This is a genomic window from Streptomyces sp. NPDC043854, from assembly GCF_056436005.1.
Genome location: NZ_JBWKDK010000061.1, coordinates 14,595 through 36,064, shown reverse-complemented (window position 1 = coordinate 36,064; position 21,470 = coordinate 14,595). Strand labels below are relative to the sequence as shown.

General features: G+C 73.3%; 19 protein-coding genes and 1 pseudogene. 9 read left to right on the top strand and 11 right to left on the bottom strand.

Features of this window, described 5'->3' with window-relative positions; translation table 11 throughout:
• Nucleotides 1-112: 112 nt before the first annotated feature.
• The 4 genes from AC068A_RS32620 to AC068A_RS32605 all read left to right on the top strand — a co-directional run bounded on the left by AC068A_RS32620 (nucleotide 113) and on the right by AC068A_RS32605 (nucleotide 3,988).
• Entirely contained in the window at nucleotides 113-787 is a 675-nt protein-coding gene (locus AC068A_RS32620) for an amino acid ABC transporter permease (RefSeq protein WP_478589880.1), read from the top strand.
• A complete protein-coding gene (locus tag AC068A_RS32615; protein ID WP_478589879.1) occupies nucleotides 784-1,677 on the top strand; it encodes an amino acid ABC transporter permease in 894 nt (297 codons plus the stop codon). The genes AC068A_RS32620 and AC068A_RS32615 overlap by 4 nt, the downstream gene beginning before the upstream one ends.
• 152 nt (nucleotides 1,678-1,829) lie before the next feature.
• Nucleotides 1,830-3,407 (top strand): FAD-dependent oxidoreductase, encoded by a 1,578-nt coding sequence (locus AC068A_RS32610; RefSeq protein ID WP_478589878.1) that lies wholly within the window; start codon nucleotides 1,830-1,832, stop codon nucleotides 3,405-3,407.
• Between the two features lie 227 nt (nucleotides 3,408-3,634).
• The gene (locus tag AC068A_RS32605; protein WP_478589877.1) at nucleotides 3,635-3,988 is read left to right on the top strand and encodes a VOC family protein; all 354 of its coding nucleotides are present in this window, start codon (nucleotides 3,635-3,637) and stop codon (nucleotides 3,986-3,988) included.
• A gap of 579 nt (nucleotides 3,989-4,567) precedes the next feature.
• Here AC068A_RS32605 and recX read toward each other — a convergent pair.
• Together recX and recA are read right to left on the bottom strand one after the other, a co-directional pair.
• A pseudogene (gene recX / locus AC068A_RS32600) lies at nucleotides 4,568-5,185 on the bottom strand (recombination regulator RecX); the annotation flags it as partial.
• A complete protein-coding gene (recA, locus tag AC068A_RS32595) occupies nucleotides 5,139-6,260 on the bottom strand; it encodes a recombinase RecA (protein ID WP_478589876.1) in 1,122 nt (373 codons plus the stop codon). The pseudogene recX and the gene recA, both read right to left, overlap by 47 nt.
• 408 nt (nucleotides 6,261-6,668) lie before the next feature.
• Here recA and AC068A_RS32590 point away from each other — a divergent pair, with 408 nt between their 5' ends.
• On the top strand, nucleotides 6,669-7,436 hold the full coding sequence (locus AC068A_RS32590; RefSeq protein WP_478589875.1) for a Clp protease N-terminal domain-containing protein: 768 nt from the start codon (nucleotides 6,669-6,671) through the stop codon (nucleotides 7,434-7,436).
• Here AC068A_RS32590 and AC068A_RS32585 read toward each other — a convergent pair.
• The 5 genes from AC068A_RS32585 to AC068A_RS32565 form a co-directional block, all read right to left on the bottom strand.
• Entirely contained in the window at nucleotides 7,384-8,478 is a 1,095-nt protein-coding gene (locus tag AC068A_RS32585; protein WP_478589883.1) for an AI-2E family transporter, read from the bottom strand. The genes AC068A_RS32590 and AC068A_RS32585 overlap by 53 nt on opposite strands.
• Nucleotides 8,479-8,739: 261 nt before the next feature.
• A complete protein-coding gene (locus AC068A_RS32580) occupies nucleotides 8,740-8,934 on the bottom strand; it encodes a DUF3046 domain-containing protein (protein WP_478589874.1) in 195 nt (64 codons plus the stop codon).
• A gap of 44 nt (nucleotides 8,935-8,978) precedes the next feature.
• Entirely contained in the window at nucleotides 8,979-9,287 is a 309-nt protein-coding gene (locus AC068A_RS32575; RefSeq protein ID WP_179176984.1) for an AzlD domain-containing protein, read from the bottom strand.
• Nucleotides 9,284-9,985 carry an AzlC family ABC transporter permease gene (locus AC068A_RS32570; protein ID WP_478589882.1) on the bottom strand — a complete coding sequence of 234 codons (702 nt, stop codon included), beginning with the start codon at nucleotides 9,983-9,985 and terminating at the stop codon, nucleotides 9,284-9,286. Before AC068A_RS32570 ends, AC068A_RS32575 begins: the two co-directional genes overlap by 4 nt.
• 151 nt (nucleotides 9,986-10,136) lie before the next feature.
• The gene (locus tag AC068A_RS32565; protein ID WP_478589873.1) at nucleotides 10,137-10,970 is read right to left on the bottom strand and encodes an AraC family transcriptional regulator; all 834 of its coding nucleotides are present in this window, start codon (nucleotides 10,968-10,970) and stop codon (nucleotides 10,137-10,139) included.
• A 123-nt stretch (nucleotides 10,971-11,093) separates the two neighbouring features.
• Between AC068A_RS32565 and AC068A_RS32560 the strand changes: the two genes are divergently transcribed.
• The 4 genes from AC068A_RS32560 to AC068A_RS32545 all read left to right on the top strand — a co-directional run bounded on the left by AC068A_RS32560 (nucleotide 11,094) and on the right by AC068A_RS32545 (nucleotide 17,828).
• A complete protein-coding gene (locus AC068A_RS32560) occupies nucleotides 11,094-15,683 on the top strand; it encodes an ATP-dependent helicase (protein WP_478589872.1) in 4,590 nt (1,529 codons plus the stop codon).
• Between the two features lie 284 nt (nucleotides 15,684-15,967).
• A complete protein-coding gene (locus AC068A_RS32555) occupies nucleotides 15,968-16,642 on the top strand; it encodes a hypothetical protein (RefSeq protein ID WP_478589871.1) in 675 nt (224 codons plus the stop codon).
• A gap of 157 nt (nucleotides 16,643-16,799) precedes the next feature.
• Nucleotides 16,800-17,597 carry an Fpg/Nei family DNA glycosylase gene (locus AC068A_RS32550; protein WP_478589870.1) on the top strand — a complete coding sequence of 266 codons (798 nt, stop codon included), beginning with the start codon at nucleotides 16,800-16,802 and terminating at the stop codon, nucleotides 17,595-17,597.
• Between the two features lie 36 nt (nucleotides 17,598-17,633).
• The gene (locus AC068A_RS32545; protein WP_478589869.1) at nucleotides 17,634-17,828 is read left to right on the top strand and encodes a hypothetical protein; all 195 of its coding nucleotides are present in this window, start codon (nucleotides 17,634-17,636) and stop codon (nucleotides 17,826-17,828) included.
• 332 nt (nucleotides 17,829-18,160) lie between these two features.
• Here the strand turns inward: AC068A_RS32545 and AC068A_RS32540 are convergent, their stop codons facing one another.
• The 4 genes from AC068A_RS32540 to rimO form a co-directional block, all read right to left on the bottom strand.
• Nucleotides 18,161-18,541 carry a helix-turn-helix domain-containing protein gene (locus AC068A_RS32540; protein ID WP_361101144.1) on the bottom strand — a complete coding sequence of 127 codons (381 nt, stop codon included), beginning with the start codon at nucleotides 18,539-18,541 and terminating at the stop codon, nucleotides 18,161-18,163.
• A 109-nt stretch (nucleotides 18,542-18,650) separates the two neighbouring features.
• On the bottom strand, nucleotides 18,651-19,199 hold the full coding sequence (locus AC068A_RS32535) for a CinA family protein (protein ID WP_478589868.1): 549 nt from the start codon (nucleotides 19,197-19,199) through the stop codon (nucleotides 18,651-18,653).
• Nucleotides 19,200-19,237: 38 nt separating this feature from the next.
• On the bottom strand, nucleotides 19,238-19,894 hold the full coding sequence (gene pgsA / locus AC068A_RS32530; protein ID WP_478589867.1) for a CDP-diacylglycerol--glycerol-3-phosphate 3-phosphatidyltransferase: 657 nt from the start codon (nucleotides 19,892-19,894) through the stop codon (nucleotides 19,238-19,240).
• A complete protein-coding gene (rimO, locus tag AC068A_RS32525) occupies nucleotides 19,891-21,399 on the bottom strand; it encodes a 30S ribosomal protein S12 methylthiotransferase RimO (RefSeq protein WP_478589866.1) in 1,509 nt (502 codons plus the stop codon). The genes pgsA and rimO overlap by 4 nt, the downstream gene beginning before the upstream one ends.
• Nucleotides 21,400-21,470: the final 71 nt, after the last annotated feature.

Genomic DNA, 21,470 nt, shown 5'->3' with positions numbered 1-21,470 from the left:
ACCACACCCCCCCCCCCCCCCCCCCCCGCCCCCCCCCCCCCCCCCTCCCCCCCCCCCCCCCCCCCCCCCCCCCCCCCCCTCACCGGCCATCCTGGGGAGAGCGCAGGGCAACGTGTTCGACTTTCTTACTTCCGGGCAGTACGACGTGCTCGGAGCCTTCTGGGTGACGGTGCAGCTCACCCTCTACTCAGCGGTCGGCTCCCTGATCTGGGGCACGATCCTGGCCGGGATGCGGGTCAGCCCGGTCCCGATGATGCGGTCCTTCGGCACCGCGTACGTCAACGTCGTGCGCAACACGCCGCTGACCCTGCTGATCATCGGCTGCTCGCTGGGCCTCAACCAGACGCTGGGGATCACGCTCGGCGGCGAGAACTTCAAGGAGATCGGCTTCCGCCTCGCGGTTCTGGGCCTGATCGCCTACACCGGCACGTTCGTCTGCGAGGCACTGCGCTCGGGCATCAACACCGTGCCCGTCGGCCAGGCCGAGGCCGCCCGCGCGCTGGGCCTGAGCTTCTTCCAGGTGCTCACCCTGATCGTGCTCCCCCAGGCCTTCCGGGCGGTCATCGCGCCGCTCACCAACGTACTGATCGCCCTCACCAAGAACACCACGGTGGCGGCGACCATCGGCGTGGCCGAGGCGGCCCTGCTGATGAAGGAAATGCTGGAGAACGAGGCGCAGGCGCTCTTCGCGGTCTTCGCGGTCTTCGCTCTCGGCTTCGTCCTGCTGACCCTGCCCACCGGCCTGCTGCTGGGCTGGGTGGCCAAGCGAGTGGCGGTGAAGCGATGAGCTCCGTTCTGTACGACACCCCCGGCCCCAAGGCCAAGGTCCGCAACTGGGTCTACACCGGCATCTTCACGGTGATCCTCGCGCTGGTCCTGTGGTGGGCTCTGGGCATCATGGCCGAGAAGAACCAGCTCGAGGCCGACAAGTGGACCCCGTTCGTCACCGACAGCCAGATCTGGACGACGTATCTGCTGCCCGGCCTCGGTGAGACCCTCAAGGCCGGTCTGATCGCCATGGTGATCGCGCTGCCGCTCGGCGCACTCTTCGGCATCGCCCGGCTGTCCGACCACGCGTGGGTGCGCATCCCGGTCGGCACGGTCGTGGAGTTCTTCCGCGCCATCCCGGTCCTGATGCTGATGTTCTTCAGCTCTGCCCTGTACGTGATGCTCGGCACCGTCAGCTCGGATCTGCGGCCGCTGTACGCGGTGGTCACCGGCCTGGTCCTGTACAACGCCTCGGTCATCGCCGAGATCGTCCGGGCCGGCATCCTGTCGCTGCCGCGCGGCCAGACCGACGCGGCCAAGGCGATCGGCATGCGCAAGGGCCAGACCATGCTGTACATCCTGGTCCCGCAGGCCGTGACGGCGATGCTCCCCGCGCTGGTCAGCCAGCTCGTGGTGATCCTCAAGGACACGGCGCTCGGCGGCGCCGCCCTGGGCTTCGCCGACCTGATGTCGATGAACCGGCAGATTTCCGCCAACTACAGCAACACCATCGCGACCATGGTCGTGATCGCCCTGATCTACATCACGGTGAACTTCGCCCTGACGGGCCTGGCCTCCTTCCTGGAGAAGCGGCTGCGGACGTCGAAGAAGGGCACCGGCGCCGTGGTCGAGGCCGACGTGGCCGAGGTCGACGCGGGTGGCGCGGCCGGCGTGGGCAAGGCCCCCTGACACCCGGTCAGTACACTGGCGTGGCACATGTGGTGCGGCGGATCTCATCCGCCGCACCACACGCATGCCCGGGTCTTGTGTCACTTGACGCAGGCACCTCCAGTGGGTTGCATACGTTCTGTGATCACATACCGGACATCGGGAGCCGCCTCGTGGACCCGGTGATCGTTGTCGGCGCGGGGCCCGTCGGACTGTCCCTGGCCCTCGCCCTGGCCGGCCAGGGTGTGCCCTCGGTCGTACTCGACGAGGGGCCTGGCAAGGATCTCCCTCGCCCGGCCCGCACCGTCGTCCTGCACTCCGACACCGCCGCCATGGCCGAGCGGCTGGGCTGTACGACACTGCGCGACGAAGGCGCGTACTACGCGGCCTGGCGCACCATGCGGCGCAGCCGTGACACCGGCCGCATCACCTTCGAGGACGACCCGGAGCCGGCCCCGCTGCACGTGCCGCAGCACGCCCTCACCCGCGGGATGCGCGCAGCCGCGGCCGCCCACCCGCTGGTCCAGCTCGTCCCCGACAGCAAACTGGACACCGTGGAGCAGGACGACCGCGGGGTCACCGCCCACACCCGGGGCGCGGAAACCACCTGGTGGCGGGGGAGTTTCCTGGTCGGCTGCGACGGAGCCCGCTCCACCGTGCGCAAGCTCCTCGGCATCCGCTTCCCCGGGCGCACCGCCGTCGAACGGCACGCCGTGGCCGCGCTGCGCACCGAACTCCCCTGGCCCGGCGAGGCCCTGCTGCACCGCGACTCGCCGCAGGAGACCACCGCCCGGCCGCTGGCCGACGGGGTGTGGCGGCTGGACTGGCTGCTGCCGGCCCGCGGCGAACTCGTCACCCCCGACGCGCTGGTGACCCTGATCCGCGACACCATGGCCGCCTGGTGCGGGGGCACCACACCCGCATACGACCTCCTCGACACCGGCGTGCACACCCTGCACCACCGGCTCGCCCGCACCTGGCGCAACGGCCGCGCCTTCCTCGCCGGGGACGCCGCCCACCTGCTGGGCGCGCTCGGCACCCAGGGCGTCGAGGAAGGGCTCCGGGACGCCGAGAACCTGGCCTGGAAGCTGGCCCTCGCCTGGCACCAGGGGGCCTCCGAGGCCCTGCTCGACAGCTACGAGGACGAGCGGCGCACGGCGGTCGCCGCCCGGCTGCGCGCCGCCGACCAGGCCATGCCGGCCCTGCGCGGCGGGAGCGGGCTGCGGACCCTGCTGCCCGGCTCGGCGCGCGCCGAGGCCCTGCTCACCGACAGCCACCTGGGCCGGGGAGCGCTGGGCGCGCAGCCCTCGTACGGCCCGCCCGTCGCCGTACGGGAGGTGCCGACCGCGACCGAGCCGGGCGGAGCCGTCGCGAACGTCGCGGTGTCCGCCCCCGACGGGTCGACCGTGCCGCTGCGGGACCTGCTGGGGGGCCGCCTGCTGGTGGTGCTGGTCGCCCCCGGGACCGGGGTCTGGGACCGGCGGCACTGGGTCGGCGCCGGGCTGATGCCGCGGCTGGCGGCGGCCGTGGCCGCACTGCCGGTCCGCGCGGAGCTGCTCGTCGCGGACGACTATCCGGGGGCAGCGGCGCACACCGTGCTGCTGGTCCGGCCGGACGGGCATCTGGCGGCCACCTTCGCGGGGGTGCGGCCGGCGGAGCTGTACGAGGCCGCGGACGCCGTCCGTATGGGCGCCCCGACCCGCACGGCACCGTCGCCGTCACCGTCGACACCCACCGCCGTGATCGATTGACCGTTGCCGTCAGGACGTCGTACCAGTGCTCGGTTGCCTTCCCGCTTGACCGGGATCGTCTTGGCCTTGCCGACCACGGGCCTCTGCTGGTGCACCTTGACGTGCCCGACGCCTTGCAGCCGAACCTGCGGTGACGGTGGCTCCGCGGGGGGGAACCTCGGGTTCAGCCCGATGGGGGCGGCCTGAGGGCCTGTTCTTCGAAGCCCTGGCAGACCTAAGGTCGGCGGATGACCTTGGAATGGGAGCAGGTAATCGTTCACTCCGAAGATCCGGTGGCCTTGGGGCAGTGGTGGGCCGAGGCTCTCGGTTGGGTTGTGGTCCACTCCTCCGATGAAGAGTTCGAGATCCGCCCGGCGCCGAATCGTCTACCGGGGTTGGACTTCGTCCGGCTTGACGAGAGCAAGAAGGCCAAGAGCCGACTCCATCTCGACTTCAGGCCTGATGACCAGGACGCCGAGGTGGCTCGTCTGGTGGCTCATGGCGCGCAGCGTGTTGACATCGGCCAGGGTGATCAGTCCTGGGTTGTTCTGGCAGACCCCGAAGGTAACGAGTTCTGTGTCCTTGGCCAGCGGCGTCAGTAGGGCTCTGGACAGGTAGTTCAGCGCAGTGAGGATGGCTTGGGCCTTCCAGCCGGTGCGGCGTTCATGCCGCAGCCCGGTGCGTCGCGCTGCCGGAGCCTGTTCGTGTACCAGAGGATCGTCGGGGTCGCGGATCGCCAACGCGAGTCGGGCCATGCGAGCAGCCAGAAGCCGCCGTGCCCCGCTCAGGCACCGCTCGACCGCCATCTCCTCGATGGCCGCGGTGAGCAGGGCCGTCTCCGGGAAGGGGCGGCCCTGATGCGGCTGCCGGGCGAAGCCGCTGACCGTGTACTCCTTCGGTGCGCCGGTCGCCTGGGCGGTGAGTCGGCTGCCGGGCCCAGTCCGGCGCGGGCGGCCAGTTCACAGTCGACGACGACCTCGCCGCCGCTCTGCGGGGCGCGGCCCTCGGCGCGACGCCGGGTACGAAGCCGGCTTTGCGGGCCCTGACGGTCCAAGAGGGCGTAACGCAGCATCATGCGTTCAACTCTGCCGCCGGGGAGGGGCGTTGGCGGCGGAGCGCCCCGGCGTCCGGGCCCGGGGGCTGTCCCCACCCCCCTTGCCCGCGCGCCCGCGCGGTCGGGGTCAGCTTTCCGGGAACCCCAGCTCGTCGTCGATGTCCTCGCCCTCGGCCTCGAGGGCGCGCCGCACCACGCGCAGGGCCATGCCCTCGGGGTATCCCTTGCGGGCGAGCATCCCGGCCAGGCGGCGGATCCGCTTGTCCCGCTCCAGGCCCCGTGTGGCGCGGAGCTTCCGCTCGACGAGTTCGCGGGCGGTCTGCTCCTCCTGCTCGGAGTCCAGCTGTTCCAGGGCTTCCTGGACGAGGGAGGCCTGCACGCCCTTGGTCCGCAGCTCCTGGGCGAGGGCCCGGCGGGCGAGGCCGCGACCGCGGTGGCGGGACTCGACCCAGGCGCCGGCGAAGGCGGCGTCGTCGATCAGGCCCACCTCCTCGAACCGGGAGAGGACCTCCTGCGACACCTCCTCGGGAATGCCCCGTTTGGCGAGGGCGTCCGCGAGCTGGCGGCGGGTGCGCGGCATCCCGGTGAGCAGGCGCAGGCAGATCGCCCGCGCCTGTTCCTCGGGACTCTGGGGCGGCAGCTCCCGCTCGGCCCTCGTCGTGCCGGAGCCGCCGTCCCCTTCGTGTTCCCGCATCGGGTCAGCTCTTGGCGGCGGCGGTCTTGGCCGCCTTCGCCTTCGCTGCCGGGGCGGGAACGCTCTTGGCCTCGCCGTCGCCGGCGGCCGTCTCCTCCGCGGGGGTCTCGCCGGCCGTCTGGGCGCCCTTGCGGACACCGACGCCGAGCTTCTCCTTGATCTTCCGCTCGATCTCGTTGGCGAGGTCCGGGTTGTCCTTCAGGAAGTTGCGGGCGTTCTCCTTGCCCTGGCCGAGCTGGTCGCCCTCGTACGTGTACCAGGCGCCGGCCTTGCGGATGAAGCCGTGCTCCACGCCCATGTCGATCAGGCCGCCCTCACGGCTGATGCCCTGGCCGTAGAGGATGTCGAACTCGGCCTGCTTGAACGGCGGCGCGACCTTGTTCTTGACGACCTTGCAGCGGGTGCGGTTGCCGACCGCCTCCGTGCCGTCCTTCAGGGTCTCGATGCGGCGGATGTCGATACGCACCGAGGCGTAGAACTTCAGCGCCCGGCCACCGGTGGTGGTCTCCGGGGAGCCGAACATGACGCCGATCTTCTCGCGGAGCTGGTTGATGAAGATCGCGGTGGTCTTGGACTGGTTGAGCGCGCTGGTGATCTTGCGGAGGGCCTGGCTCATCAGACGGGCCTGGAGACCGACGTGCGAGTCGCCCATCTCGCCCTCGATCTCCGCGCGCGGCACGAGGGCGGCGACGGAGTCGATGACGATGAGGTCGAGGGCGCCGGAGCGGACCAGCATGTCCACGATCTCCAGGGCCTGCTCACCGGTGTCCGGCTGGGACAGGATCAGGTTGTCGGTGTCGACGCCGAGGGCCCGCGCGTACTCCGGGTCGAGTGCGTGCTCGGCGTCCACGAAGGCCACGGTGCCGCCGGCCTTCTGCGCGTTGGCCACGGCGTGCAGGGTCAGGGTCGTCTTACCGGAGGACTCCGGTCCGTAGATCTCGACGACGCGGCCGCGCGGCAGGCCGCCGACACCGAGGGCGATGTCCAGTGCGGTCGACCCGGTGGGGATGACCTCGATGGGCTCGTTCGGCCGGTCGCCGAGGCGCATGACCGCACCCTTGCCGAATTGCCGTTCAATCTGTGCGAGCGCGGCGTCCAGAGCCTTCTCGCGGTCGGTGCCTGCCATGGGTTCCACCCGGTTTGCTTGAGTCGATCGCTTCACGCCATTGACGCTAACGCCTGCCACTGACAATGCGCTGCCACGCCGGTTCGGCTGTGGATAACTCATCAGAATGGATGTTCGATTTCCCTGTCAAGCCGGCCCCTCCCGCCCCGGCGGAGGCGGCTGTGACCGGGCGTTTCGGCCACCCGGCGAGCGCGCCGGCGGCCCGCGGGGAGCACCGTGATCGCCCGCGCGAGGCCGAGCACTGTGCCCGGTCACACATCCGGCAGGAGGGGCCGGACCTCGGACGGGGCGAGGCCGCGCTCGCGGTTCGCCCGCCCCGGCCGCCCGGGAGCCGTCCCGGCGCACCCCGCCACCAGAGTGACAACCAACGGTTGACACCCCTTCGGCTGTCAACCTACGGTTGCACCTATGACGAACCCTTCAGAGGAACCCGTTCGCATGACCAACCCGGTACGCCTCGACGACCTCATCGAGGCCATCAAGAAGTCCCACGGCGACGCCCTCGACCAGCTCAGCGGTGCCGTCGTCGCCGCCGAGCACCTTGACGACGTGGCCGACCACCTCATCGGCCACTTCGTCGACCAGGCCCGCCGCTCCGGCGCCTCCTGGACCGACATCGGCCGCAGCATGGGCGTCACCCGCCAGGCCGCCCAGAAGCGCTTCGTGCCCAAGGCGGACAAGGAGGGCGAGGGCAGCGACGTCCAGTCCGGCCAGGGCTTCGGCCGCTTCACCCCGCGCGCCCGCAACGCCGTGGTGTCCGCACAGAACGAGGCCCGCGCCGCGGGCAACACCGAGATCCGCACCGAGCACCTCGTCCTCGGACTGCTCGCCGACGAGCAGGGTCTCGCGGTCCTCGCCCTGCGCTCCCAGGGCGTCACGCCGGACGCCGTGCGCGCCGCGGCCACCGCCGCCCTGCCCGCCGCGACCGAGGGCAGCGTGCCCGACCTGGTCCCCTTCGACGCCTCCGCCAAGAAGGCCCTGGAGCTGACCTTCCGCGAGGCCCTCCGGCTGGGCCACGACTACGTCGGGACCGAGCACATCCTGCTCGCGCTCCTCGAACTGGAGCACGGCGAGGGCGTGCTCAGCGGCCTCGGCCTGGAGAAGTCCGCCGTCGAGGCGGCCGTCAGCGAAGCCCTGGCAGCCGTACTCGGCCCGGCCGGCGGGAAGCAGGCGTAGCGGCGTCCGCCTCCTGCGTCAGCTCGTACCGCCTGACGTACACGCCGAGGAAGGCCTGGAGGGTGGCGACGGCCGGAATCGCGACGAGCGCCCCGACAGCGCCCAGCAGGGCGGTCCCCGCGATGACCGACCCGAAGGCCACGGCCGGGTGGATGTCCACGCTCCGCGAGGTCAGCTTGGGCTGCAGCACGTAGTTCTCGAACTGCTGGTAGACCACGACGAACCCGAGGATGTACAGCGCGTACCAGGGGTTGACGGTGAAGGCGATCAGCGTGGGCAGCGCGCCCGCCAGGTAGGTGCCTATGGTGGGGATGAACTGGGAGACCAGCCCCACCCACACCGCGAGCGCCGGCGCGTACGGCACGCCCAGCACCGCGAAGACCACGTAGTGCGCGATCGCGGACACCAGGGCCATCAGCCCGCGCGAGTAGAGGTAGCCGCCCGTCTTGGCCACGGCGATCTCCCAGGCGCGCAGCACCTCCGACTGCTTCGCCGGAGGCAGCACGGAGCACAGCGCGCGCCGCAGCCGCGGACCGTCCGCGGCGAAGTAGAACGAGAACAGGCCGACGGTCAGCAGTCGGAAGAGTCCGCCGAGCACGGTGGCGGACACGTCGAGCACGCCGCTCGCGCTGTCCTGTACGTACTTCTGCAGCCAGTCCGAGCGCAGCAGGCTGTCCTGGATCTCCAGCCGGGACAGCTCGGTGTGGAAGGTCGCGTTGATCGTGTTGATCACGGAGTCGAGATAGCGGGGGAAGTCCTCCACCATGTCGACGATCTGCCCGGCGAGCATCGAGCCGAGCAGGACGACGAAGCCGACGGCGGCGACGAACACCCCGAGGAACACCAGGAAGGTGGCGAGCCCGCGGCGCATGCCGCGGGCCGCCATCCTCGAGACGGCGGGTTCGATCGCGAGGGCCAGGAAGAACGCGATCAGGATGTTGACCAGCAGCCCGATCAGCTGGTGGAAGGCCCAGCTGCCGAGCTGGTAGCAGGCGACCAGCGCCAGGACGAGGAGGACGGCGCGGGGCAGCCACCGCGGCATGCGGTCGTCGGCAGAACCCGCGCGGGCGCCTGCGAAACCCGCCCGGGCGCCTGCGGAACCGGCCCGGTCGGCGGAGGAACCCGCCCAGTCGGCGGAGGAACCCGCCCGGTCGGCGGGTGCGGCCGCGTCGGGCGTCCCGGCCCGTTCGGCCTCCGCCGCGCGGTCGGCCGGCTCGGTGTTCTCGGTCGTCTCATCGGTGGCTGCCACGCCGCCCAGTCTGTCCCACCCGGCGCGCGTACGGGGAAACGGGTGCGCCCGCCCTCAGCGCAGCGAGGCCGGGACGTCCATCGCCGAACACACGGCGCGCCACACGTCCTTGGCCTCCCAGCCGGACTCCAGCGCCTGGTGGACGGTGCGTCCGCCGAGCTCCGACATGACGTGGTCCCGTGCGAAGGAGTCCGCATAGCCCGCACCGAAGTGCTCGGCCATCCGCTCCCAGAAAATCGTCAACCGCATGCACCCAGTATCCAGCCCGGCCGGGACACCCGTCCCGGACGGCGCTACCCGCCCAGGGCCCGCACGGCCGCGGTGACCGCGACGGCGGCCCCGACCACCACGAGGAAGGGCGCCCGCAGGACCAGTGCCAGCCCCGCGGCGACGAGCCCGGCGGCCCGCGCGTCGAGCACGAGCTCCTGCCCGGTGGCGAAGGTCTGCTGGGCGGTGAGCGCGGCCAGCAGGGCGACCGGCAGCAGCTCGGCCAGCCGGCGCACGAGCGGCCGCTCCAGCGCTCCGGCGGGCACGAGGAGCCCGGCCAGCTTGACGGCGTAGCAGCCGACGGCGGTCAGTGCGATGGCGATCCACACGTTCACGGGCGTCGTCCCTTCAGCCAGAGGACCGCAGGTGCGGCGAGCGCGGCCACGAGCACGGGCAGTCCGGCGGGCAGGACGGGCAGCAGGCCCAGCCCGAGGACGAGTGCGAGCGCGGCGACGGCCCGCTCGGTGGTGCTCTTCAGCATCGGCGCGAGCAGTGCCAGGAAGACGGCGGGCCCGGCGGCGTCCAGCCCCCAGGCGGCGGTGTCCCCGATGGCCTCGGCGCCGAGCGCGCCCAGCACGGTGGTGAGGTTCCACAGGACGAAGAGGGCCAGCCCGGTCACGGTGAACCCGAGCCGCGCCGACCTGCGGTCCGGCTGTGCCAGCGACACGGCGGTGGTCTCGTCGATCACCCAGTGAGCGGCGAACGGCTTCGCGGCCCGGGGCAGGGCGAGCAGCTGCGACAGCCGCAGCCCGTAGAAGGCGTTCCGCGTCCCGAGGAAGAAGGCGCCGGCGGCGGCCGTGAACGGGTTCCCGCCCGCGGCCAGCGCCCCGACCAGCGCGAACTGCGAGGCGCCGGTGAACACCAGCAGGCTCAGGGCACCGGCCTGGAGGGCGCTGAGCCCGGACCCCGCGGCAGTCACTCCGAACGCGAAGCCGGACAGCCCGACGGCCACCCCCACCCCGAGTGCGTCCCGCACGACGGCGGCGCGCGGCCGCCCGGCGACCTCCTCGGGGGCCTGCCGTGTCTCTCGTATGACTGTCTGACGTTCTCCCACGCCGGGACCGTACGCGGGACGGCCCGGCCCGGTCTTGTACGTTCTTGCAGGCGGCGGCCCTGCCCGACGGGCACGGCGGCCCTGCCCAGCACACGGCGGCCCTGCCCGGCGCGGGCGGCGGCGCCGCGCGCTATCCGGCCCGCTCCCGCCGGTAGGCCCCCGGCGTCACCCCCACGATGCGGGTGAAGTGCCGGTTGAGGTGCGGCTGGTCCGTGAAGCCGACGGCGGCCGCCGCCTCGGCCGGGGCGGTCCCCGCGTCCAGCAGCCGGCGCGCCCGCCTGACCCGGGCGTCGGTCAGCCAGGTGTGCGGCGGCATCCCGTACCGCTCCCGGAACGCCCGCAGCAGGGCGAACGGGCTGGTCCCGAGCTCCGCGGCGAGCTGCTCCAGCGACGGCGGGTCCGCCATCCGCTCCTGGAGCACCGCCCGGGCCCGCGCCGCGTCCGAGGCTCCGGCGCTCCTCGCCGCACGGGCGGGCAGCGGGCCGGCGTGCCGGGTCAGGATCCGCGCCACGGCCGTGCGCAGCAGGGTGTCGGCGGCGAGCGCGTTGCCCTCCTCGGCGGCCCGGTGGATCTCGGTGATGGTGTGCGAGGTCTGCGGGTCGGCGACCGAGTCGACGGTGAAGCCGGGGGTGCCGCGCAGCCCGGCGATCTCGGCGGCGACGTCGGCGATCAGCTCCCGGGAGGGGTAGAGCGTGGCGTACGCCCAGCCCTCGGGGACCCCGGCGCGGGCGGTGTGCGGTACCTCGGGGTTGATCAGGACGACGCTGCCGGGTCCGGCGTGGACGGTGCCGCCGGGCAGGCCGACCTCCTCGATGCCGCCGGTGACGGCGGCGATCACGTACCCGTCGTGCGCGTGGCGCGGGAAGGCGTGGCGGATGTAGTGGGCGCGCAGCAGGTCCAGGCCGGGCAGTTCCGCGTACCGCCAGTGCCGCGCCCACTCCCTGTCCCCGCCGCCGTACGCCATTGCCCCATTCTGCGCCCCGCCCGACCGGGCCCGCGCGCCGCCTCCCCGCGGCTCCCGGCACCTCCCCGGGCGCATCCGCCCTGGTCCGGGCCCCTTGTCGGTGCCGGGGTGCAGGATGGGGGCATGGCCGGCTCTGCGCTCGATGCGTTCTCCCCCGCGACCCGATCCTGGTTCTCGGGGGCCTTCCGTACGCCCACCGCCGCGCAGGAGGGAGCCTGGCGGGCCATCCGGGAGGGCTCGGACGTACTGGTCGTGGCGCCCACCGGCTCCGGCAAGACACTGGCCGCCTTCCTCGCCGCCCTGGACCGGCTGGCGGCCGAGCCGCCGCCGGCGGAGCCGAAGAAGCGCTGCCGGGTGCTGTACGTGTCGCCGCTGAAGGCCCTCGCGGTCGACGTGGAGCGGAACCTGCGCAGCCCGCTGACCGGGATCCGGCAGGAGTCGGTCCGCCTCGGACTGCCCGAGCCGGACATCCGGGTCGGGATCCGCTCGGGCGACACCCCGGCCGCCGAGCGGCGCGGGCTGGCGAACCGGCCGCCGGACATCCTGATCACCACGCCCGAGTCGCTGTTCCTGATGCTGACGTCGGCGACGCGCGAGGCGCTCGCCGGTGTCGAGACGGTGATCCTGGACGAGGTGCACGCGGTGGCGGGGACCAAGCGCGGGGCGCACCTGGCGCTGTCGTTGGAGCGGCTGGACGAGCTGCTGCCGCGCCCCGCGCGCCGGATCGGGCTGTCGGCGACGGTCCGGCCGGTGGAGGAGGTGGCCCGCTACCTGGCGCCGCGCGGCCGGGTGGAGATCGTGCAGCCGCCCTCGGCCAAGGAGTTCGACCTGTCGGTGGTCGTGCCGGTCGAGGACATGGGCGAGTTGGGGGGCTCCCCGGCCACGGAGGACCGGGAGGGCGGCGACAAGCCGTCGATCTGGCCGCATGTGGAGGAGCGGATCGCCGACCTGGTCCAGGCGCACCGCTCCACGATCGTGTTCGCCAACTCCCGCCGCCTCGCGGAGCGGCTGTGCAACCGGCTCAACGAGATCGCCTACGAGCGCGCCACCGGCGAGCAGCTGCCCGACGGGCCGCCGCCGGCCGAGATCATGGCCCAGTCGGGTGCCGCGCAGGGGGCGCCGCCGCTGCTGGCCCGCGCGCACCACGGCTCGGTGTCCAAGGAGCAGCGGGCGCTGGTGGAGGAGGACCTGAAGGCGGGCCGGCTGCCCGCCGTGGTCGCCACGTCCAGCCTGGAGCTGGGCATCGACATGGGCGCCGTGGACCTGGTGGTGCAGGTGGAGTCACCGCCGTCGGTGGCCTCGGGGCTGCAGCGGGTGGGCCGGGCCGGGCACCAGGTGGGCGCGGTCTCCACGGGGGTCGTCTTCCCCAAGTACCGCGGTGACCTGGTGCAGGCGGCGGTGGTCACCGAGCGGATGCGCACCGGGGCCATCGAGTCGCTGCGCATCCCGTCGAACCCGCTGGACGTGCTCGCCCAGCAGCTGGTGGCGATGACCGCGATGGACACCTGGCAGCTGGACGAGCTGCTGGCCCTGGTGCGGCGGGCGGCGCCGTTCGCGGCGCTGCCGGAGTCGGCGTTCACCGGGGTCCTGGACATGCTGGCGGGCCGCTACCCGTCCGACGCGTTCGCCGAGCTCCGGCCGCGGGTGGTGTGGGACCGGGTGGCGGGCACGGTCACCGGCCGGCCGGGGGCGCAGCGCCTGGCGGTCACCTCGGGCGGCACCATCCCCGACCGCGGGCTGTTCGGCGTCTTCCTCGCCGGGGCCGACCCGAAGAAGGGCGGCGGCCGGGTCGGCGAGCTCGACGAGGAGATGGTGTACGAGTCCCGGGTGGGCGACGTGTTCACCCTGGGCACCACGTCGTGGCGGATCGAGGACATCACCCGCGACCGGGTGCTGGTCACCCCCGCGCCCGGGGTTCCGGGCCGGCTGCCGTTCTGGAAGGGCGACCAGCTGGGCCGCCCCCTCGAACTGGGCCGTGCGGTGGGCGCGTTCCTGCGGGAGCTCGGCGCGCTGTCCGCGCAGGACGCGCGGCTGCGGCTGCTGGCGGCCGGGCTGGACGGCTGGGCCGCGGAGAACGTGCTGGAGTACCTGGCGGAGCAGCGGGAGGCCTGCGGGCACGTGCCGGACGACCGGACGGTCGTGGTCGAGCGGTTCCGCGACGAGCTGGGCGACTGGCGGGTCGTGGTGCACTCCCCCTTCGGGGCGCAGGTGCACGCCCCGTGGGCGCTGGCCCTCGGCGCCCGGCTCGCCGAGCGGTACGGCATGGACGCGCAGGTGATGCATGCGGACGACGGCATCGTGCTGCGGCTGCCGGACGCGGACCTGCTGTCGATGGACCTGCTGGACCACGATGCGGCCGCCGTCCGGTCCTTCGAGTTCGACGAGGGGCAGGCCCCGCTGGGCGCGGCGGACGTGGTCTTCGACCACGGCGAGGTCGGCGGGATCGTCACCGACCAGGTGGGCGGCTCCGCCCTGTTCGCCTCCCGGTTCCGGGAGTGCGCGGCGCGGGCGCTGCTGCTGCCGCGCCGCAGTCCCGGCCGGCGCACGCCGCTGTGGCAGCAGCGCCAGCGCGCCTCGCAACTGCTCCAGGTGGCCTCGGAGTTCGGGTCGTTCCCGATCGTGCTGGAGGCCGTACGGGAGTGCCTTCAGGACGTCTTCGACGTGCCGGGCCTGACGGAGCTGATGGCGGACATCGAGGCCCGCCGGGTCCGCCTGGTGGAGGTGACCACGGCCGAGCCGTCCCCGTTCGCGCGGTCGCTGCTGTTCGGGTACGTCGCCCAGTTCCTGTACGAGGGGGACTCGCCGCTCGCCGAGCGGAGGGCGGCCGCGCTGTCCCTGGACTCGCGCCTGCTGGCGGAGCTGCTCGGCCAGGCGGAGCTGCGCGAGCTGCTGGACGCCGAGGTGCTGGCGGAGCTGGAGCGGGAGCTGCAGTGGCTCACCGAGGACCGGCGGGCCAAGGACACGGAGTCGGTCGCCGACCTGCTGCGGCTGCTGGGCCCGCTGACGGGGGCCGAACTGGCCGAGCGGGGCGCCGACCCGGCCTGGCCGCAGGAGCTCGCGGACGCCCGCCGGGCCATCCGGGTGCGGATCGGCGGGGCGGAGCACTGGGCGGCGGTCGAGGACGCGGGGCGGCTGCGGGACGCGCTGGGCACGGCGCTGCCGGTCGGGGTGCCGGAGGCGTTCACCGAGCCGGTCAAGGACCCGCTCGGCGACCTCCTGGCCCGGTACGCGCGGACGCACGGCCCGTTCACCACGGCGGCGGCCGCGGCCCGCTTCGGGCTGGGCGCGGCGGTCACCGAGGGCGCGCTCCAGCGGCTGGCGGCGGCGGGCCGGGTGGTGCAGGGCGAGTTCCATCCGGCGGGCATCGGCCAGGAGTGGTGCGACGCGGCCGTGCTGCGCAGGCTGCGCCGGCGTTCGCTGGCCGCGCTGCGCCAGGAGCTGGAGCCGGTGCCGCCGGCCTCGCTGGCGACGTTCCTGCCGCAGTGGCAGCACCTGGGCGGGGCCCTGCGCGGCATCGACGGCCTGGCCCGGGCGGTCGAGCAGCTTCAGGGCGCGCCGGTGCCGGCCTCGGCGCTGGAGCGGCTGGTCCTGCCGTCGCGGGTGGCGGGGTACGCGCCGACCCTGCTGGACGAGCTGACCACGACCGGGGAGGTGGTGTGGGCGGGGGCCGGGGCGCTGCCGGGCAAGGACGGCTGGGTGTCGCTCTACCTGGCGGACGCGGCACCGCTGTTGCTGCCCGAGCCGCACCCGCTGGAGCTGACGCCCCTGCACCAGGCGCTCTTGGACGCGCTGTCGGGCGGGTACGGCCTGTTCTTCCGTCAGCTGGCGCAGTCGGTCCGCGCGGCGCACCCGGAGGCCACGGACCTCGAACTGTCCGAGGCCGTCTGGGACCTGGCCTGGTCGGGCCGGCTGACGAACGACACCCTGGCACCGCTGCGCTCCCTGCTGGGTTCGGGCCGCACCGCGGGGGCCACCGCGCACCGGGCCCGGCGCACGGTTCCGCGCGGGCGGTACGGCACGCTCGGCGCGCAGGTCGCCCGGCCGGGGCCGCCGACGGTGTCGGGGCGCTGGTCGCTGCTGCCCGGCCGGGCCGCCGACCCCACGCACCGGGCGCACGCGCTGGCCCGCACCCTGCTGGACCGGCACGGGGTGGTCACCCGGGGGGCGGTGGCCGCCGAGGGCGTTGAAGGCGGTTTCAGCGCGGTGTACCGGGTCCTGTCGGCGTTCGAGGACAGCGGCCAGGCCTGCCGCGGCTATGTGGTGGAGGGGCTGGGCGCGGCCCAGTTCGCGATGGACGGGGCGGTGGACCGGCTGCGGTCGGCCGAGCGGAACCCTCCGCCGCTGGCGGCGGTGGTGCTGGCGGCCGCCGACCCGGCGAACGCGTACGGGGCGGCCCTGCCGTGGCCGGAGCCCCCGGCGGGGGCCTCGCACAAGCCGGGCCGGAAGGCGGGCTCCCTGGTGGTCCTGGTCGACGGCGAGCTGGTGCTGTACCTGGAGCGCGGCGGCAAGACCCTGCTGGCGTGGCCCCCGCCGGAGGATCCGCGGCTCGCGGCGGCGACGGCCGCGCTGGCGGAGGCGTCCCGTGCGGGCACGCTGCCGGCGCTCACGGTGGAGCGGATCAATGCGGCCCCGGCGCTGACGTCCGCGCTGGGTGCGGTCCTGGAGGGGGCGGGCTTCCACGCGACTCCGCGGGGGCTGCGGCTGCGGCACTGAGGCGGTGCCGGGCAGCAGTGAGACGGTGCAGGACGGTGAGGCCGTGCCGGACGGTGAGGCGGTGCCGAGGCCGCACCGAGAGCGCACCGAGTGAAACGGGCGTAAGGCTGCGGAGCTGTACCGACCATTGCACTTACGTCGCGCTTATGTATTGAGCATGTCACGGAGCCCGTTCTGGCTGGCACGGCTGATCGTTTCTGCACTATCAAGATCCACGTAGGCATCGCTCGTGACGATGCCGCGCCAAAAATGCACCTACATGGGGGACCAGAAGAATGAGCAACATGCGACGGACTGCGACGGGCGTCATCGGTCTGGCGGTCGCGGGCACCCTGACCCTGACGGGCTGCAAGAACGGCAACGAGGAGATCCCCGCCGCGCCGTCCAGTCCGGCCTCGGCCGCGCCCTCCGCCCCGGCGGAGCAGCCCAGCAGCGCGGCCCCGAGCTCGCCGTCCGGCTACGGCTCCGACGCGCCGGCCGCCGGCGCGGCCGGCATGGCCAAGTCCGGCCAGACGTTCAAGCTCGGCGAGACGGCGACCGTCCCGTTCAGCTACGGCAGCAACAAGGGCGGCACCATCGCCCTCACCGTGACCGCGATCGAGCAGGGCAACCCGGCAGACCTGGACGCCTTCAAGCTCGGCGACCAGGTCAAGGGCAAGGTCCCCTACTACATCCGCTACACGGTGAAGAACGTCGGCACCACCGACCTCTCCTACTCCTCCGTCGGCCACATCAAGGGCCTGCTCGGCGACGGCACCGAGGCCGGCAAGCTCGCCGTCATCGGCAAGTTCGACAAGTGCCCGGCCGAGTCCCTGCCGAAGGGCTTCACCAACGGCCAGACCCAGACCGGCTGCGCGGTCGCGCTGGCGCCGTCGGCCGAGACCAAGGTCTCCGCTGCCGAGTACTGGGGCGACCCGTACAACAACCTGAACAAGAACAAGGGCCTCGTCTGGAAGTAAGCGGCCAAGAGGCCGAAGGGCGGCGGGCGGGCGACCGCCGGCCCCCGGCGGCAGCCGCACCGAGCCCCTGCGACGGCACCCCGTCGCAGGGGCTCGCCCCGTTCCCCGGCCCACCCCGTTCCCCGGCCGGCCCACCCGGCGGGGCCACAATGGGGCCATGCCCGAAGGAGACAGCGTCTGGCGGGCGGCCACCCGGCTGCACACCGCCCTGGCCGGCCGCGAGCTCACCCGCTGGGACCTGCGCGTCCCCCGCCTGGCCACCACCGACCTCACCGGGCGCACCACCCTGGAGGTCGTGCCCCGCGGCAAGCACCTCCTGGCCCGGTTCGAGGGCGGCCTCACCCTCCACACCCACCTGCGCATGGACGGCGCCTGGCACGTCTTCGCCGCCGGCCGGCCCTGGCACGGCGGCCCCGCCCACGAGATCCGCGCCGTCCTCGGCACCGCGGACCACACCGCCGTCGGCTACCGCCTCCCGGTCGTCGAGCTGCTCCGCACCGCCGACGAGGACCGGGCCGTCGGCCACCTGGGCCCCGACCTCCTCGGCCCGGACTGGGACCCGGCCCGGGCCGCCGCCAACCTGCTCGCCGCCCCCGAGCGCCCCCTCGGCGAGGCCCTGCTCGACCAGCGCAACCTGGCCGGCATCGGCAATGTGTACAAGGCCGAGCTCTGCTTCCTGGCCCGGGTCACCCCCTGGACACCGGTCGGCTCCCTCCCGGAACCCGGGACCACCGCCGTCCGCCTCGCCGAGGCCGCCCGGCGCCTGCTCGCCGCCAACACCGGCGAGCACGGGGGCCGCAACACCACGGGCAGTCGCCGCCCCGGGCAGGAGCTGTTCGTCTACGGCCGCGCCCACCGCCCGTGCCTGCGCTGCGGCACCCCTGTCCGCGAGGCCCCGCAGGACGGGCGCCCGACCTACTGGTGCCCGCGCTGCCAATCCGGACCCACCGCATAGTTGACGCCCCATCAGATCCGGTCGTGCGGTCCCGGCATGCCCTCATCCACCGGAGTGCCCCCGGTCGCGCACGGCGCACCCCGCGACGTCCCCGACCGCGGCGCGCTCCGGGCAGCCGTGGCCCGCCGTGGCCGCCGCCGGACGGCCGTGCTCCACCCGGCCTCGGACGCCTCCTCGTTCATGGCGGGTCGGATCCTGCGTCCGAACGGCGGGGTGTCGATGCCCTGGTAGCCGCCCGGGAGGGCTCCGGCGTGCAGTGCACCGGCAGCAGGCCCAGCCCCCAGCCGCCCACGGCGGCCGCCCCTTCCAGCGGACCGGAGTCGTCCGGCGCCAGCGCCAGCCGCAGTACCGCCCAGCACCAGAGCACGCCCGCCGCCAGCATCAAGGGCACCAGTAATCGCCGCACGGCTGCCTCCCGGAATGTGGCCGCGATACGGACTCCGACCATCCTCCCGCAAGCCCGCCGCCCCCGCACCCAGAAAGGCCAGGAGCCCCGGCCGGTGCTCCACGCACCGACCGGGGCTCCGGCCACGCTCATGCCTTCACCGCTCGCGCACTCGCGGTCATGCGGCTACGACGTTCACCGCTTCCGCAGGTGCCTTGATGGTCACCCGCTCCGGACCGCCCGCGACCGAGGTCACGGAGACCGAGCCGAGCATCGGACGGACCGGAACCGTCACCGGTTCGCTGGCCGCGGCCGACTGCGCCAGCTCCGCCAGCGACAGTTCATCGCTGACCTCGCGCATCAGCTCGGACATCCGTACGTCCAACGCGTCGCAAATCGCGGAGAGCAGCTCGGAGGACGCCTCCTTCTGCCCCCGCTCCACCTCGGAAAGATAGCCGAGAGAAACTCGGGCGGACGAGGAGACTTCGCGCAGAGTACGGCCCTGGCGCTGGCGCTGCCGACGCAGCACGTCACCCAGCAGGCGACGGAGCAGAATCATCGGTGGCTCCCTCCTCTGACCGTGTAGCCGCATCCTTCACGCCCCACCGTACCGCCTCGCGCCGCGGCCGTGCGGGGAGCGATGTCGTGTTCACTCAGGGCTGCAAACATCAAATCCCCCCGTTCTGTTCCGTATCCTGCCCCCGCACATTCTCGCGGAGTTCGCTCAAGAGAAGTTCGAGCACTGTCCGTGTGCTCTCCCTACGGATTTCCGCCCGGGAGCCGTTCAACCTCAGTGCCACGGTTTTCCCGCCCGCCGGTCCGGCCACGGAGACGAAAACCGTGCCCACCGGCTGCCCGTCCTGCGGGTCGGGACCGGCCACCCCGGTGGTCGCGATCCCCCACGAAGCCCCCAGCAGGCGCCGTACTCCCGCCGCCATCTGGCCCGCGACCTGCGCGTTCACCGCGCCTTCGGCCGCCAGCAGCCCGGCGTCCACTCCCAGCACCCGGTGCTTCAGCTCGGTGGCGTACGCCGTGACCGATCCGCGGAACGACCGGGATGCACCGGGTACGGCCGTCAGCTCCGCGGCCACCATCCCCCCGGTCAGCGACTCCGCCACCGCAACCGTCTGGTCACTCTCCGCAAGAATCCGCAGCGCCTCCGCCGCGACGGCCCCGGTCCCGCCGCCGCCCCCGGCGTCCTCCGCCCCGGCGCGCACCCCGTCCCGAGCTCCTGCGGTTCCCCCCGCCGGTTCCGTCACCTCGCGGCCCGCTCCGCGGCCCGACCCCTGCGCCGCAGCACCACAGCCTGGCGTACGTAATCCAAACCGGTGACCACGGTCAACAGGACGGCGACCGCCATCACCCAGAACCGCAGCGTCGCCAGGGGCCCGGTCAGGGCCAGCACGTACATGCCGACCGCCGTGCCCTGGAACAGGGTCTTCAGCTTCCCGCCCCGGCTGGCCGGGATCACCCCGTAGCGGATCACCCAGAACCGCATCAGCGTGATCCCGAGCTCGCGCCCGAGGATCACCCCGGTCACCAGCCAGGGCAGGTCTCCCAGCCAGGACAGGCAGACCAACGCCGACCCCATGATCGCCTTGTCGGCGATGGGGTCGGCGATCTTCCCGAAGTCCGTGACCAGGTTGTACGTACGGGCCAGGTGCCCGTCGAAGATGTCCGTGATCATGGCGACGGCGAACGCGGCCCAGGCCAGCGCGCGCCACACCGGGTCGTAACCGCCGTCGGCGAGGAGCAGGAGAACGAATCCCGGCACCAGGACGAGCCGGATCATCGTCAGGATGTTGGCGATGTTCCACAGGCTGGCCTGATCGACCGCCGCAGCGCCCAGCTTCGTGCCGGGAACGGGCCGGCGGCCGGTCCCGCCCGCCGCAGATGCCGGGACTCCTGTCATCCCGCCGCCTCCTCGAGACCCAGGGGCTCGGCCACCAGGTCGACGCCCAGCGTGCCGACGACCTTCGCCGTCACCATGCGGCCGGGGACCAGGCCCGTGCTGTCCGTGAAGACGACCTGGCCGTCGGTCTCGGGGGCCTGGTGCGCGGCGCGGCCGTAGGCGCCGTCGCCGTCCTCGTCGACCTCCTCGACGGACTCGACGAGCACCTCGAGGGTCTCGCCGAGCCGCTCCTCCGCGCGCTGCGAGGTGAGCTCCTCGGCAAGCCGCTGCATGTGGGCGAGCCGCTCGGCGATGGTGTCCTCGTCGAGCTTGTCCGCGTAGGTGACGGCCTCGGTGCCCTCCTCGTCGGAGTACCCGAAGACGCCGATGGCGTCGAGCCGCGCGTGGCTGAGGAAACGCTCCAGCTCCGCGAAGTCGGCCTCGGTCTCGCCGGGGAAGCCGACGATGAAGTTGGACCGGACGCCGGCCTGCGGGGCCTTGGTGCGGATGGTGTCCAGCAGCTCCAGGAACCGGTCGGTGTCGCCGAAGCGGCGCATGGCGCGCAGCACGTCGGCGGCCGAGTGCTGGAAGGACAGGTCGAAGTACGGCGCGACCTTGGGCGTCGAGGTCAGTACGTCGATCAGGCCGGGCCGCATCTCGGCGGGCTGGAGGTAGCTGACGCGGATGCGCTCGATGCCGTCGACGGCCGCCAGCTCGGGCAGCAGCGTCTCCAGCAGGCGGATGTCGCCGAGGTCCTTGCCGTACGAGGTGTTGTTCTCGGAGACCAGCATGACCTCCTTGACGCCCTGCTCCGCGAGCCAGCGCGTCTCGCCCAGCACGTCGGAGGGGCGGCGGGAGATGAAGGAGCCGCGGAACGACGGGATGGCGCAGAAGGAGCAGCGGCGGTCGCAGCCGGAGGCCAGCTTGACCGAGGCGACGGGGCTCTTGTCCAGGCGGCGGCGCAGCGGTGCGCGCGGCCCGGAGGCCGGGGCGACGCCGTCGGGCAGGTCGGCGGGGGCCTCGGCGGGCTCGGCGGCGGGCGCCTGGGCGTGGCCGGGCAGGGCCACGTCGGCCTGCTGGCGGTCGGCCGGGCTGATGGGGAGCAGCTTGCGGCGGTCGCGCGGGGTGTGGGAGGCGTGGATGCCTCCGCTGAGGATGGTCTGGAGGCGGTCGGAGATGTCGGCGTAGTCGTCGAAGCCGAGCACGCCGTCGGCCTCGGGGAGCGCCTCGGCGAGCTCCTTGCCGTAGCGCTCGGCCATGCAGCCGACGGCGACGACGGCCTGGGTGCGGCCGGCCCCCTCCTTTGCTGCAGCCTTCAGATCGTTGGCCTCCAGCAGGGCGTCTACGGAGTCCTTCTTCGCGGCTTCGACGAAGCCGCAGGTGTTGACGACGGCGACGTCCGCGTCGGCGGCGTCCTCGACGAGCTCCCAGCCATCCGCCGCCAAGCGGCCTGCGAGCTCCTCCGAGTCCACCTCGTTACGGGCGCAGCCAAGAGTGACAAGGGCGACGGTACGGCGTTCGGGCATGGACTCAAGACTACTTTGTCCAAACGCCGACCCCCGCCCCAAGTCCCGGTAAACCAAGATCCCCGGGGTGC

What these genes read in the sequence shown, in the direction of transcription:
- AC068A_RS32615 (WP_478589879.1), top strand. Translation starts at nt 784, where the DNA reads ATGAGCTCCGTTCTGTACGACACCCCCGGCCCCAAGGCCAAGGTCCGC.
- AC068A_RS32605 (WP_478589877.1), top strand. Translation starts at nt 3,635, where the DNA reads ATGACCTTGGAATGGGAGCAGGTAATCGTTCACTCCGAAGATCCGGTG.
- recA (WP_478589876.1), bottom strand. Translation starts at nt 6,260, where the DNA reads ATGGCAGGCACCGACCGCGAGAAGGCTCTGGACGCCGCGCTCGCACAG.
- AC068A_RS32590 (WP_478589875.1), top strand. Translation starts at nt 6,669, where the DNA reads ATGACGAACCCTTCAGAGGAACCCGTTCGCATGACCAACCCGGTACGC.
- AC068A_RS32585 (WP_478589883.1), bottom strand. Translation starts at nt 8,478, where the DNA reads ATGCCGCGGTGGCTGCCCCGCGCCGTCCTCCTCGTCCTGGCGCTGGTC.
- AC068A_RS32580 (WP_478589874.1), bottom strand. Translation starts at nt 8,934, where the DNA reads ATGCGGTTGACGATTTTCTGGGAGCGGATGGCCGAGCACTTCGGTGCG.
- AC068A_RS32565 (WP_478589873.1), bottom strand. Translation starts at nt 10,970, where the DNA reads ATGGCGTACGGCGGCGGGGACAGGGAGTGGGCGCGGCACTGGCGGTAC.
- AC068A_RS32560 (WP_478589872.1), top strand. Translation starts at nt 11,094, where the DNA reads ATGGCCGGCTCTGCGCTCGATGCGTTCTCCCCCGCGACCCGATCCTGG.
- AC068A_RS32555 (WP_478589871.1), top strand. Translation starts at nt 15,968, where the DNA reads ATGCGACGGACTGCGACGGGCGTCATCGGTCTGGCGGTCGCGGGCACC.
- AC068A_RS32550 (WP_478589870.1), top strand. Translation starts at nt 16,800, where the DNA reads ATGCCCGAAGGAGACAGCGTCTGGCGGGCGGCCACCCGGCTGCACACC.
- AC068A_RS32545 (WP_478589869.1), top strand. Translation starts at nt 17,634, where the DNA reads ATGCCCTCATCCACCGGAGTGCCCCCGGTCGCGCACGGCGCACCCCGC.
- AC068A_RS32540 (WP_361101144.1), bottom strand. Translation starts at nt 18,541, where the DNA reads ATGATTCTGCTCCGTCGCCTGCTGGGTGACGTGCTGCGTCGGCAGCGC.
- pgsA (WP_478589867.1), bottom strand. Translation starts at nt 19,894, where the DNA reads ATGACAGGAGTCCCGGCATCTGCGGCGGGCGGGACCGGCCGCCGGCCC.
- rimO (WP_478589866.1), bottom strand. Translation starts at nt 21,399, where the DNA reads ATGCCCGAACGCCGTACCGTCGCCCTTGTCACTCTTGGCTGCGCCCGT.